This is a genomic window from Escherichia sp. 93.1518, from assembly GCF_013368915.2.
Lineage (GTDB): Bacteria > Pseudomonadota > Gammaproteobacteria > Enterobacterales > Enterobacteriaceae > Escherichia > Escherichia ruysiae.
Genome location: NZ_JABWMT020000011.1, coordinates 62,946 through 76,474 on the forward strand (window position 1 = coordinate 62,946; position 13,529 = coordinate 76,474).

Sequence of the window (13,529 nt, forward strand, 5' to 3'; positions counted from 1 at the left end):
CGCTGTAATTCTTATAACGTTATAATACTAAATAAAAAATGCTGACGTGCCGGGCATCCTTAAATAGGGAAAACTGAAAGCACGATTGTTAAATCTCCCACGGTGCCTTCGGGATGTCTGGCGTAGATGCAGCAACCTGGCGCAACAGTTCTGCTTTAAGTATCTCGAGATTATGGATCGCAGAGTGGTAATCGCCCGCCACAAGGATATCTAACACAATATCAATACGTTCGGCAACGCGTTGGGCATCAAATTCAGACATCAGGGTATCCTCAAGGCAAAAAGTGAAAATGAATAATGCAAAAATTGCCGCTAAAAGAGAAGTGCTTAACGGCAAAGGCTAATTATCATTCATTAATACGATATGTAATGGAATTATATACCGTTACATTTATATATTCGTCTCTTTATGCGCGCTTCAGATAACGTTTATACCAGCGTTCGAAAGCTACAGCAGGCATCGGTTTGGCAAACAAAAATCCTTGTCTCTCATTGATGCCATTTTTGGTCAAAAAGGCATCTTCTTTTGTACTCTCTACACCTTCGGCAATCACCTGAAGATTGAGCGCCTGAGCCACGGCGACGATCGCACGTACCAGCGACTGCGAGACTGGCTGTTTGTGAATATCACGAACAAAAACCTGGTCGAGTTTTATTGCATCGATGGGGAATCGTGCCAGTTGGGAAAGAGAAGAGTAACCCGTGCCGAAATCATCCAGATGAACCTGCGCGCCTAATTGACTGAATTGCTGAATAACGGAAAGCGCCAGCTGATCGTTTTCAATCAGACAGCTTTCAGTCAGTTCGACATCAATAGGGCAATACTCAAATTTAAGTTCCTGGAGTACCTGTTTCAGGTCAGTGAAAATGGTTTGATCGGCGAGTTGGCGTGCTGAGACATTCACCGCCACCCGAAGATTAATACCTTTATCTCTCCATTTTGCAACCTGGCGCACGACGTCGAGAATAACCCAACGGCCCAGTGGCACAATCAGACCAGACTCTTCGGCATAGGAAATAAAGTCCAGAGGGGGAATTAAGCCACGTTCGGGGGACTGCCAGCGTACCAGAGCTTCCAGACTGCGTACTTCACCGCGCCAGGTGATTTTCGGCTGATAGTGAATGACTAACTGATCGTTTTCCAGTGCTTTACGCAGGTTGGTATCCAGCCACAGATACTCAAATACCCGTTGATTCATTTCCGGCGAAAAGACGCAAAATTGTCCTCGTCCGCCTTCTTTGGCACTGTACATTGCCGTATCGGCATGGCGAATAATCGCCGCGCTGTCTGGACCGTGTTGCGGTGAAAGTGAAATACCAATCGAACAGCCAGTATAAACTTCGATTAAACCGATGCGAAAGGGGTGGCGCAGGCGGGTCAAAATCCGCGATGCCATTGCTTCCAGGGCACTTTGTGAGGTGTCTGGTGCGAGTACCAGAAATTCATCGCCGCCAAGACGTGCCAACACCTGATCCTGTTCAAGACAGCTTAAAATGGCCAGTGAAACCTCGCGTAACAGCTGGTCGCCAAACAAATGCCCGTAGGCATCGTTCACTTTTTTAAAATTGTCTAAATCGAGATAAACCACTCCGACCTTACTCTCGTCGGTCTGATTAATGGCGTAGTCGATTAATTCCTGCATTGCGTTACGATTCGGTAGCCCGGTGATGCTGTCAGTGTTAGCCAGGATTCGCAATCGTTCCTGGGCGTGACGTTCTTCGGTTATATCGGTGCCGGAACAGATTAAATAGATCTCATTTTTGCCGCTACCGCTGTGGACAAATTTGTTGCGAAACAGAAACAGTCGCTGACCTTTGCGCGTCTGTACCCAACGCTCGACTTCATAGGCGTTGCCACTACGAAAAAAACTGCTGTTGTTACGCCGTGAGATCGCAGCTTCACGGCGACTCATAAACAATTTAAACACGCTTTGCCCAATGACATCGTGTTCTTTCAGCCCTGTATATTCTTCACATAACCGATTAAAACGCTGGATATTCCCCCGGCTGTCCAGAATCACTATTGCGGAATGCGCTTCAGAAACGACCTGTTCGGCAAAGGAAAGTCCGTGTGATAAGTCACGAGCAACCGCCGGTGTATCATGCCATGCCGACGCGTTGCCACCCCATTCGCGCTTATTGATTTTTCGTCCCACCAGATGGACAGAAAGGTCGCTCTCATCGACTGTCAGACTCATCATCAGGCTGGAGGTGATGACCGTCATTTCCCGGATGCGAGCAGCCTGTTCGGCGGATAACTGCAGAGTACGTTCAGGTTCTGTTGTTTCAGTGGTGGAAAAGCGCAAAACATCACTGTTTTCCGACAACCGCCAGTATGGGTTGTGCGATCCGAGAAAGTTGTACAACGTTGTGGACTCCCTAACGGTTTTCATGATGCATACCCTACGGTTAACGGCGAACCATGCCATTAAATGGAAGGTCCAACATGACTTACATGAAATTAATGTCGGCTAAACGTATTGTTTTTTTTATATATTTATTTGTAATCCAGTTTTGGGAAAACGCCAGTTTTCAAACGGAAGTCATTAAAAAAAATCTGCTGAGATAAAACGAATGCGAAGGGAGGGGGGAAAGCAAACGGCCCATCCGTAATGAACGGGCCGTGAAGGGGGATTACGCGACCGGGCGCGCAATAATACTGCGGGTTTCCATGCGTACTTCGGCGATGGTGACGTCGATAACGTCGGTTACTTTGTAAACTGTTTCACCTTTAATTTGTACGGTGCCGTTTTCCTGACTGCAAACCAGTTCATCGCGCACAGCGTGTAAGAATGGTGCAGGGATAAAGGCAATAGCGCCGTTATCGACCAGCCGCACACGCATACCGCCACGGCTGATATCGACGATTTCTGCCGCAAAACGGGTGTCGGTTCCGGCTTTGTCTTTCAGGAAACGTGCGTATAACCAGTCGCCGACATCACGTTCTGCCATCCGGTTAAGACGGCGACGTTCTGCCATTTGGACGGTGATTTCATCCTGCGGGCGCGTCGCTGTTTCGCCTTTGATGATCGCTTTCAGCAGACGATGGTTGATCATGTCGCCATACTTACGAATCGGTGAAGTCCAGGTGGCATATGCTTCCAGACCGAGGCCAAAGTGAGGGCCAGGTTCGGTGCTGATTTCTGCAAAAGACTGAAAACGGCGAATGCGGCTGTCGAGAAAACCTGTCGGTTGCGCATCCAGCTCACGGCGCAGTTTGCAGAAGCCGTCCAGTGTGAGCACTTCTTCGGCGTCAACATGTAGGCCGTGCGTTTTCAGTAATGCTGCCAGCGCGTCGGCATTTGCCGGATCAAAGCCCATATGTACGTTATAGATACCGAAACCGAGCTTATCGCGCAGCACGCGAGCCGCACAAATGTTAGCGGCGATCATCGCTTCTTCGACGATACGGTTAGCAATACGACGCGGTTCAGCGACGATATCCAACACTTCACCTTTTTCACCGAGAATAAAACGGTAATCCGGGCGATCTTTAAACACCAACGCATGGTTATTACGCCATTCGCCGCGACGCTGGCAAATTTGCGCTAACAGGCGGATTTGTTCCGCAATCGCATCACTTTCTGGCTGCCAGTCACCGGTGTTTTCCAGCCAATCTGAAACCTGGTCATAAACCAGTTTGGCTTTGGATTCGATGGTAGCAGCAAAAAATTCGATGTCGTCTTCAATGGTGCCGTCAGCGGATAGCGTCATCCGACATGCCAGCACCGGACGCACTTCATTGGCACGCAGGGAGCAGAGGTCGTCGGAAAGTTCCCGTGGCAGCATTGGGATATTGAAGCCTGGCAGATAGTTGGTGAACGCACGAATTTTCGCGGCTTTGTCCAGCTTGCTGCCTTCTGCGATCCACGCGGTTGGGTCGGCAATCGCGACAATCAACTGTAGTTTGTCATCCGGCAACGCCTTAGCGAAAAGGGCATCATCCATATCCTCCGTGCTGGCGCTGTCAATGGTGACAAAGTCCAGAGCAGTCAGATCTTCACGTTGCAGACCTTCATCGAGCATTTCGGTAGCAACACCGTCTGGCGCTTCTTTTTCCAGATTATGGCGTGCCAGGGTTACCCACCACGGTACGAAGTGGTCGTCACCAAAAGTGATGTATTGTGTCAGTTCCGCATAGAAGGAGCGATCGCCTTTCAACGGATGGCGGCGCATTTCGGCAACCGCCCAGTCGCCTTCTTTAAACTCATGGGTCAGGCCACGAGCCGCGCGACAAGGAATGGCGTCTTTTAAGAGTGGATGATCAGGAACGATGGTCAGACGATCATTTTTACCCTGAACTTTACCCACGAAACGAGTCAGAAACGGTTCAACCAGTTCTTCTGGCTCTGCGGATTCACGTTCTTTTTCACAGTGGATCACCGCGATAATTCGGTCGCCATGCATGACTTTTTTCATCTGCGGCGGCGGAATGAAATAACTTTTCTGTGCGTCGACTTCCAGGAAGCCAAAGCCTTTTTCAGTGGCTTTTACCACCCCTTCAGCGCGGGGCGTCTGGGAGTGCAGTTGCTGTTTAAGCTGCGCTAGCAGCGGGTTGTCCTGAAACATAATTGTCTATTTTGGTGGCCATTAGAGCGGCTGACAGTTTTACGCGATTCTGCCTGACGCAGCAAGGTTAATGTGTTTCACCCAACGCGATTTTTAAGCGATTTATCCAACCACAAAACCCGCTCCATACCAGCAGATTGATAACCTGAGCTGATGATATTTCATGTTCGAGTAATGGGCTAAACTGGGCGGCGCTAAAGCGATCGGGTGCTCGTGTCAGCCATTGTATCGCCTGAACGGTAGCGCGCTCAACAGAATGACGGTCAGCCCATTGGTTTATTTCGTTTTCGCCCTGACGCAGAATGCATATTGCTTCTTTATATTCAAAATTTGAATGAATTAAAGAGGTGAAACAGGCAACGCTACCATTAATTCGCGCACTGAGTAAGGCAGCAAGTTGATGGCTGGATTTTGTTGTTACCAACGAGCTGGATAGCAATGTCACAAAGAGTGAAAGTGAGGCCGGGTGCAGATTCAGGATTGCTACCAGTTGGCGAAGTTCGGATGGTAACTGTCGGTGAGCATTCATCTCTTGCTCCTGCGGAGATTTCTCCACTTCGTAGCAGGCACGCCAACCAGTTGATGCTTCAGCAAAAAGTGAACCGTCTGCGTAGCTTTGCACTTCCAGACCGGGTAGCCAGCGTATCGGTTGCTCAAGATAAGCCTGAAATGTGGCGATCGCTCGTGCCTGAAAACCAACAAAGCCGATGATTTGGTTGATAATCACACAATCCCAGGCGGTAAGCCCGACATCGTTAAGATGCTGGCGGGACTGACCGTCGATGATTGATGGAGAACCAGCCAGTTGACGGGCATATTGCGTGATTTGCGCCAGCCGATGATTGCTTTCCCTGGAGGAGTCAGGTCCGGGAAGCGGTGTCAGACGCGCGGAATAGTAGTTGCATAGCCGCTGGACGCCGCAGACCTGAGCAACGGTCAGTGCGGTCGTCAGGCGTTCATAGGCGGTGAATGTCTGTAAACGGGTCACCGCAAGCTGGTCGGGGAAGAACTCTACAGCAAGAGCACGCGCCGGGATCAGCCACGAATGAAAGGGATCAAGTGTTTCTTCATCAAGGATCACGTCGAGCAGAAAAGGATCGGTTACCTTTGCGGCTCCCGGAACCAGTGGCAAAACGTCATACTCCGAAGTACTGGATTGCGTTTCATGATACCAGTGGCTTTTGCCGGTAATGTGGCGTTGTTCCATGGGGACTCCTTGGTCGTAAAGGAAATCGTTATCCTGACGCAAGGCTGGGAGGGGAGAAAGACGGATCGGCGATAACAAATATCAGAAAGGTATAACAGAGAAATCGGGCGGCAGAACGCCGCCCATCTTTATCAATAGAACGATTATTTCAGTTCCAGTTCGTTCATGGCAGCGATGCTGAAACCGCCGTCAACGTGAACGACTTCACCGGAGATACCTGCGGAGAGGTCGGAGCACAGGAACGCTGCAGAGTTACCCACATCTTCGATGGTAACGGTACGACGAATCGGTGTAACCGCTTCGCAGTGAGCCAGCATTTTACGGAAGTCTTTGATGCCGGAAGCCGCCAGAGTACGGATCGGACCAGCAGAGATGGCGTTAACACGCACACCTTCCGGACCCATCGCGTTAGCCATATAGCGTACGTTCGCTTCCAGAGACGCTTTTGCCAGACCCATAACGTTGTAGTTCGGGATAGCGCGTTCGGCGCCCAGGTAGGAGAGGGTCAGCAGGGCAGAACCCGGATTCAGCATGGAACGGCAAGCTTTTGCCATTGCAACGAAGCTGTAAGAGCTGATGTCGTGGGCAATTTTGAAGCCTTCACGGGTAACGGCGTTAACATAGTCACCATCCAGCTGATCGCCAGGTGCAAAACCAATAGAGTGTACGAAGCCGTCAAATTTCGGCCAGACTTTACCGAGTTCAGCGAACATGGTGTCGATGCTGGCATCTTCGGCAACATCGCACTGCAGAACGATGTCAGAACCTAATTGAGCGGCAAATTCTTCTACGCGGCCTTTCAGTTTGTCGTTCTGGTAGGTGAATGCCAGTTCAGCTCCTTCGCGGTGCATCGCCTGAGCGATACCGTAGGCGATGGACAGTTTGCTGGCAACACCGGTTACCAGAATGCGCTTACCGGAAAGAAAACCCATAGCTTTAATCCTTATTGTTGATGCTTGTTGTGCCTGAAAATCAGGCGATTCGTCGTTTTAGTAAACAGTACGAACAGATAAACGGTTATTATAATCAACCAGGCTGTGGGTGGCTATAGTTGCCAGGTCCGACCGGAGCAGGGCGCGGGCAGGGTGGGTGCTTTTCCCCTCACCCTAACCCTCTCCCCAGAGGGGCGAGGGGATCGTATTGTGCAAATATTGTCACCCCAGCAACAAACAGGCACATACAGCCCCCTAGTCCTTTCAGGGAGAGGGTGACCGGCAGTTCAGTCCTGGTCGAATATTCTTTATCATCCGCCTCTATATTTTCACCACAACAGCCACCCGGCTCGGTCGGCTTCCTCGCCCTTTCAGGGAGAGGGCTGGGGAGAGGGTGACCGGCGATTCAGTCCTTGCCGAATATTCTTCACCATCCGACTCCATATTTTCACCACAACAGCCACCCGGCTCGGTCGGCTCCCTCGCCCTTTCAGGGAGAGGGCTGGGGTGAGGGTGACAGGCGACTCAGTTCCTGCAGAATAATCTCCAGCACCGCCTCCTCATTACAATCGATCTCATTATTCCAGAAACGCAGCACGGTCCAGCCCTGCGACTCAAGCCAGCGTGTGCGCCTGATATCATAGGCAACGGTCGAATCATGTTGCCCACCATCCAGCTCAACAACTACACGCGCCGAGCAGCAGGCAAAATCGAGAATGTAGCTCCCCACCGGATGTTGACGGCGAAATTTGAAATCACCAAAACGTCGGCTGCGAAGATATCGCCAGAGCTTTCGTTCCTGCGGGGTGAGATTGCGTCTTAAATAACGCGCATTTGATTTTATTTTATCCATCCACTCATTCTGACAAGATTTAATCCCTTGTCAGAATGAGGTGAATTATCTGGAAGGCGGGTTCAGAAAATCAACGATCTTTACGCCACGCATCCGCCGTTAACGCTTCGCCAAAGTGCCCGGAAATGAGCCGTTTGGTTAGTTCATGTAGCGGCGATGCCAGCACGTCAGCCGTACTACCGCGCTCGACCACCTCGCCCTGATGCATGACCAGAACCTGGTCGCTGATATGCTTCATCATCCCGATATGTTGGGTAACATAAATATAAGAAATACCCTGTTTCTCTTGTAGCTCCAGCATCAGATTAATCAACTGCGAACGCATCGACATATCCAGCGAGGCGAGAGCTTCATCCGCGATAATGACTTTTGGGCGCAATATCAGCGCGCGCGCCAGACCCAGACGTTGTTTTTGCCCTGGTGCCAGCATATGCGGATAGTAACTGACGTGATCCGGTAGCAGCCCGACCATACGCATTGTTTCAATAATCTGTTTGCGGCGCTGTTCAGGCTCCAGATCGGTGTTCAAACGCAGAGGAAAATCAAGGATCTGCGAGATACGCTGACGCGGATTCAACGAGGTCGATGGATCCTGAAAAATCATGCGAATCCGCTGGCTGCGGAAGGAGTAATCGCCAAAATGCAGCGGATGATCGTCAATCAATAACTCACCGCTGGTTGGCTCAATCATTCCTGCCAGCATTTTCGCCAGCGTCGATTTACCGGAACCGTTTTCACCAATAATCGCCAGCGTCTGGCGTTCACGTAGCGTAAAGCTCAAGGGTTTTACGGCTTCTACGGTCTGACGACGAAACCAGCCAGTTCGGTAGCGGAACGTTTTGCTTAAATTACGCACTTCGAGCAGAGTTTCTATCATCTCACTCTTTCTCCATGTTCAGCGGGAAATGACAGGCATAGAGATGATTTTTCGCGCCCGTCAGGCGCGGCGTCACTATACATTCTCGTTGTGCATACGGGCAACGTGGCCCCAGACGACAACCTATGGGCAATTGTTCCAGAAGCGGGATTGCACCAGGCAGCGTATTGAGGCGACTTTTATGCGGCATTGCGCTGCCGAAATCTGGTATCGCGCGGATCAGCGCCTGGGTATAAGGATGATGCGGCATCGTCACCAGCTCCTTACTCGGCGCTGTTTCCACGGTTTGTCCGCAGTAAAGCACGTTGATTTTGTCCGCCCATTGACTAAGCATTTGTAAGTCATGACTAATAAGCAAAATAGTGGTATTGCTGTTTTGATTCAAACGCGTCAGCAGGCGAAATATTTGCGCCTGGGTGGTTGGCTCCATCGAGTTTGTTGGTTCGTCAGCTATCAGCAGACGTGGTTGATTCGCCAGCGCGATGGCAATCATCACTTTCTGGCATTCACCTTCGGTCAACTCATACGGAAAACTGCGCATCGCATCTTTGTGATCTTTAATCCCCACGCGGTGCAGCAGCTCAATGGCACGGCGTTTGCGCCAGCCAAATCGCTGCCACCAACGGCCTTTATAGGTCCAGGCCGGGATGTTTTGCATTAACTGACGCCCCACACGTTCAGAAGGGTCTAGACACGATTGCGGTTCCTGAAAAATCATCGACACGTTGTGCCCAACCAGCTTGCGCCGTTCGCGCGCGGAGAGGCGCAGCAGATCGATGTCATCAAAACGCATACGGTCAGCGGTAACACGCCAGTTATCTTTATTGACGCCACAAATCGCTTTCGCAATCAAACTTTTGCCGGAGCCGGATTCACCAACAAGGCCACGGATTTCACCTTCGGTTAAGGTCATACTCACGCGGTCAACGGCTTTAACCCACTCATCACCGGTTTTAAATTCAATGGTCAGGTTACGAATATCCAGTAACGGCATTATTCTACCCCCGCAATAATCGCACGACGCACACCATCACCAAGGAGGTTAACCAACAACACGCTGATCATAATTGCAGCACCAGGCAGCATGACGGTCCACGGGGCGACATAAATCAGTTCCAGCGCATCGCCGAGCATCGCTCCCCATTCAGGTGAGGGGAGTTGCGCGCCGAGATCAAGAAAGCCCAGTGCGGCGATATCAAGAATTGCCATCGACAGTGCGCGGGTGATCTCCGTGACCAGCCCAGCGGTGATGTTTGGCAGCACGGCAAACCAGAGAATATTCAGCGTCGTTGCACCATCCAGGCGAGCAGCGATAACGTACTCTTTTTCCAGCTCATCATGCACCATGCTGTAGACCGAACGCACCATACGCGGCAGTAGTGCCAGCCAGACGGCAAACATCGCGTGCGACAAACTCGGCCCGGCAAACGCCACAACGATAATTGCCAGCAGCAGGGACGGGATCGCCAGTAAGGTATCCAGAATATGATTAAGCACCGCTGACCGTAGGCCATGCGTCGCGCCGGCGAAGGTGCCGAGCACCAGGCCACAGACGGTAGCAGCAAGTGTCACCACAAATGCGCCGCCAACGGTAGGCGCCGCGCCGCTCAATAAACGGCTTAAAACGTCGCGTCCGAGGTCGTCAGTCCCCAGGAAGAAAGAGACTTCGCCATAGCGAGACCATGACGGTGGCAACAATTGATAACCGAGAAACTGCTGGTCAATGCCGTAAGGCGCAAACCAGCCGCCAAAAATACACAGTACAGCCAGCCCCGCGCAGCCGTACAGGCCGACCATTGCAGCGGCGTCACCATAGAATTTGCGCCAGGCGGTACGTAGCGTGCCCGGCGGGCGCTTCTCGCTGTATACGCTATCGTAAGGCATACCATTCCTTATGTTTCAGAGGGTTAGCCATAGCACCCAAAATATCAGAAATCACATTAACAATAATGACCAGCGAACCACACACCATCACACCGGCGGAAATCGCTGCGTAATCTTGTTGGCGAATGGCGTTAATTAACCAGCGCCCCAAACCAGGCCAGCTAAAGACCATTTCGGTGATCATCGCCAGCGTCAGCATGGTGGAAAACTGCAAACCCAGACGAGGGATGACAGGGGGTAACGCGTTATGCAGCACATGGCGACGCAAAATAGTAAAGCGTGACAAACCACGAGTCGCCGCTGCTTTCACATAATTCTGGTCATAGACTTCGATGGTGCTGATACGCATCAATCGGATCACTTCAGTTGTTGGCGCAACCGACAGAGTGATGACCGGCAATACCATATGGCGTATTGCGCTCATGATCATTTCATCCCGCCACGGAGAGTCCGAAAGCCAGGCATCAATCAACGCAAAGCCGGTAACAGGTTTCACTTCATAGAGCAAATCGAAACGCCCAGAAACGGGCAGCCAGCCCAGCGTCAGCGAACAAAACAGCGTCAGCAGAAGCGCCAGCCAGAAAACCGGGATTGAAAAGCCCAGCAACGCGATGGCATTGATCAAGTTATCTTGCCACTTATGGCGCGTAATCCCGGCAATCATGCCCACCGGGATGCCGACAATCAACGCAAAACCGAAAGCGAGAATGCATAGCTCAATCGTCGCCGGAAAGACCTCTTTTAACTGTTCGGCTATCGGCTGACCGTTAATGCTGGAAACACCAAAATCCCAGTGAATCAGGCCGTTAAACCAGAATACCCAGGCATTCCCCAGTGAGGCGCCTTGTAACGGTGCATGTGGCGTGAAATAGCTCAAACTGAAGCCAACGAACGTCAGCAGGAACAAGGTCACGATCAATAATAAAACGCGGCGTAAGGTGAAGATAATCATGGTTTTTTCACCTCATTTTGCTTTTCGCGGTACACACCAGCGAAGGAGGCGTTACCAAATGGGCTAAGAACCAGCCCTTTGATATCGTACCGATAGGCCTGCAAGCGTAGTGATGAGGCCAGCGGTAGAATGGGTAACTCCTGCGCCAGAATACTTTGCGCTTCGTCATAGGCTTCAATACGCGCCGCCAGTTGCTGCGAGGAGAGCGCCTTACGCAACACGCTGTCGAATTTCGGATCGCACCAGTGGGCAAGGTTGGTCTGCGAATGAATTGCCGCGCAGCTCAGTAACGGGCGGAAGAAACTGTCCGGGTCGTTACTGTCCGTCGCCCAGCCGGATAACGTCAGATCATGGCTCATATCCATCAACCGCGCCTCCTGAAAACGACCTTCTACCGGCACAATCACCACTTTCACGCCGACCTGCGCCATATCCGCCTGAATCAGTTCGGCAGTTTTCAGCGGACTGGGGTTCCACGCTTGCGAGCGTGTTGGCACCCACAGTTTCAGCGTTAAATTTTCCAGCCCCAACGCCTTCAACTGTTCGCGTGATTTCGCCGGATTGTATTCGGTAATTTTAGACTCGTTGTCATAAGCCCACGAGGCGCGCGGTAAAATAGAGGCCGCCGTTTCAGCCGTACCGTAATAGATAGATTGCATCAGGCGCTGGTTATTAATCGCCAGTGCCAGCGCATGACGTACTGCCGGATTATTAAGCGGTGGTTTGGCAGTGTTAAACGCCAGATAGGCAACGTTCATCCCCGGACGCAGCGTTAAACGCAAACGCGGGTCGTCGCGCAAAATAGACAGTTGGCTGGCAGCAGGCCAGGCCAGAACGTCACATTCACCGGTCAAGAGTTTCGACAGACGTCCGGTGCCACCAGAACCTAAATCCACCACCACCTGTGGCATCAACGGTTTGCCTCGCCAGAACTCATCATGACGTTGTAAGCGAATATATTGTCCCGTGCGATTTTCCGACAGTTTATACGGTCCGGTGCCTACGGGTTGGCGGTCGAGTTGTTCCTGACGATCTTCTTTTTCTAATTTCTGCGCATATTCGGCAGACATTACCGACGCATAATGGGTCGCCAGGTGCCATAAAAAGGAAGCATCCGGCTGGGCGAGACGGAACTCAACGGTGTGATTATCCAGCTTGCGGACGCTTTTCACGTTATCAGCAAATTGCAGGCTGTCGAAATAGGGGAAGTTGCTACCGTTGACGTTATGCCACGGGTTGTTACGGTCAAAAATTCGCTGGAAGGTAAACACCACATCATCAGCATTCATTTTGCGAGTAGGTGTAAACCAGTCGGTTTTTTGAAACGGAACATCGTGACGCAGGTGGAAGCGATAGGTTGCGCCGTTGTCGAGCACTTCCCAGCTTTCGGCAAGTTCCGGCATCAGACGATAAGTATAGGGATCGACATCCAGTAGTCGATCATAAAACTGGGCGGCAAGGGTATCGACAATTAACCCACTGCTCGCTTTGGATGGGTTAAAGGTGTTGACCTGCCCGCTGACGCAATAGACAAAACCGCTGTCGCGGATATCAGCGTGCGGGGTGGGTTCAGGCGCGGCGATTGCCTGACCACTCACAAGTCCAGCAATCACCAAAAGAGACGATAATACCTGGCGCATAATATTAAGGGATTTTATGTAAAGAGGCTATCTTACTAATATTTAATGACATTTGCCATTACCGTTTGTGTTCAGGGGTCGCAATGAGGGCAGTATGGTTGGTTGTTGCACATGTGGCGTCGCCATCTGTTCAACATTCGTACCCGTGATTTCTCTATAACTATAACTCACAGAACTACTTAGCGAGGAACAGCGTGGCGCGATCGTGAGAAACCCATTAAAGCTGGGTTCATGTCATTTTTAGCCGGATGCGGCATGAACGCCTTATCCGGTCTGCGATACTGACCGGGCATCCGCAATTAAATGATTACTCATTACCCCATTGATTCAAAAACTCTGCGATCTCATCAATGCGTGCGGGATTAATCCCCGCTTCAGCGGCCATTTCATGCTGGGCTGCTTCGCTGATCTCTTCATTATTCATCAAACGGGTGAGTAGTAACTGGAAGTAGTGAGCCAGTGGCGTGCGTTCAGTTTCTGCGACAGGTTCTGCGCATTCAGTCGCGTACTCATCGGCAATATCAAAATATTTCAGTGGGATATCGTGGTTCATTTTTTGCCCTGGGGTTAATGCGTTAAGCATAAGGGCGGATGATAGCACTCGTGATCCGGGTC

At 51.2% G+C, this 13,529-nt stretch carries 14 protein-coding genes; 2 read left to right on the plus strand and 12 right to left on the minus strand.

Translation table 11 applies throughout. The features are described from left to right. Window positions 1-88: 88 nt before the first annotated feature. Entirely contained in the window at window positions 89-262 is a 174-nt protein-coding gene (locus HEN21_RS10370) for a YciZ family protein (protein ID WP_001288366.1), read from the minus strand. A 35-nt stretch (window positions 263-297) separates the two neighbouring features. On the opposite strand from HEN21_RS10370, the gene HEN21_RS23585 reads away from it, so the two are divergent. Then, a complete protein-coding gene (locus tag HEN21_RS23585) occupies window positions 298-426 on the plus strand; it encodes a hypothetical protein (RefSeq protein ID WP_225762567.1) in 129 nt (42 codons plus the stop codon). Here the strand turns inward: HEN21_RS23585 and pdeR are convergent. After that, the gene (gene pdeR / locus HEN21_RS10375; protein ID WP_176251874.1) at window positions 408-2,393 is read right to left on the minus strand and encodes a cyclic di-GMP phosphodiesterase; all 1,986 of its coding nucleotides are present in this window, start codon (window positions 2,391-2,393) and stop codon (window positions 408-410) included. The genes HEN21_RS23585 and pdeR overlap by 19 nt on opposite strands. A 53-nt stretch (window positions 2,394-2,446) precedes the next feature. Between pdeR and HEN21_RS10380 the strand changes: the two genes are divergently transcribed. Continuing rightward, complete coding sequence (locus HEN21_RS10380; RefSeq protein ID WP_000221850.1) at window positions 2,447-2,569, plus strand: hypothetical protein; 123 nt, start codon at window positions 2,447-2,449, stop codon at window positions 2,567-2,569. Between the two features lie 65 nt (window positions 2,570-2,634). On the opposite strand, the gene HEN21_RS10385 is transcribed toward HEN21_RS10380, so the two are convergent. From HEN21_RS10385 to HEN21_RS10430, 10 genes are all read right to left on the minus strand, one after another. Beyond that, the gene (locus HEN21_RS10385; protein ID WP_176251873.1) at window positions 2,635-4,569 is read right to left on the minus strand and encodes an exoribonuclease II; all 1,935 of its coding nucleotides are present in this window, start codon (window positions 4,567-4,569) and stop codon (window positions 2,635-2,637) included. Between the two features lie 67 nt (window positions 4,570-4,636). After that, on the minus strand, window positions 4,637-5,776 hold the full coding sequence (locus HEN21_RS10390) for a CMD domain-containing protein (protein ID WP_105285792.1): 1,140 nt from the start codon (window positions 5,774-5,776) through the stop codon (window positions 4,637-4,639). Between the two features lie 143 nt (window positions 5,777-5,919). Next, complete coding sequence (gene fabI / locus HEN21_RS10395; protein ID WP_000506490.1) at window positions 5,920-6,708, minus strand: enoyl-ACP reductase FabI; 789 nt, start codon at window positions 6,706-6,708, stop codon at window positions 5,920-5,922. Window positions 6,709-7,198: 490 nt separating this feature from the next. Beyond that, a complete protein-coding gene (locus HEN21_RS10400; RefSeq protein WP_176251872.1) occupies window positions 7,199-7,561 on the minus strand; it encodes a DUF559 domain-containing protein in 363 nt (120 codons plus the stop codon). 70 nt (window positions 7,562-7,631) lie between these two features. Continuing rightward, window positions 7,632-8,438 carry a peptide ABC transporter ATP-binding protein SapF gene (gene sapF, locus HEN21_RS10405; protein ID WP_000573415.1) on the minus strand — a complete coding sequence of 269 codons (807 nt, stop codon included), beginning with the start codon at window positions 8,436-8,438 and terminating at the stop codon, window positions 7,632-7,634. Between the two features lies 1 nt (window position 8,439). Then, on the minus strand, window positions 8,440-9,432 hold the full coding sequence (gene sapD, locus HEN21_RS10410; RefSeq protein ID WP_001128858.1) for a peptide ABC transporter ATP-binding protein SapD: 993 nt from the start codon (window positions 9,430-9,432) through the stop codon (window positions 8,440-8,442). Then, complete coding sequence (sapC, locus tag HEN21_RS10415) at window positions 9,432-10,322, minus strand: peptide ABC transporter permease SapC (protein WP_001146146.1); 891 nt, start codon at window positions 10,320-10,322, stop codon at window positions 9,432-9,434. Before sapC ends, sapD begins: the two co-directional genes overlap by 1 nt. Then, window positions 10,309-11,274, minus strand: a complete 966-nt coding sequence (sapB, locus tag HEN21_RS10420; RefSeq protein WP_000583302.1) for a putrescine export ABC transporter permease SapB — start codon at window positions 11,272-11,274, stop codon at window positions 10,309-10,311. The genes sapC and sapB overlap by 14 nt, the downstream gene beginning before the upstream one ends. Beyond that, window positions 11,271-12,914, minus strand: coding sequence for an ABC transporter substrate-binding protein SapA (gene sapA, locus HEN21_RS10425; protein WP_001250189.1), 1,644 nt, complete (start codon window positions 12,912-12,914; stop codon window positions 11,271-11,273). The genes sapB and sapA overlap by 4 nt, the downstream gene beginning before the upstream one ends. Before the next feature lie 307 nt (window positions 12,915-13,221). Next, complete coding sequence (locus HEN21_RS10430) at window positions 13,222-13,467, minus strand: YmjA family protein (RefSeq protein WP_016158382.1); 246 nt, start codon at window positions 13,465-13,467, stop codon at window positions 13,222-13,224. Between the last annotated feature and the right edge of the window lie 62 nt (window positions 13,468-13,529).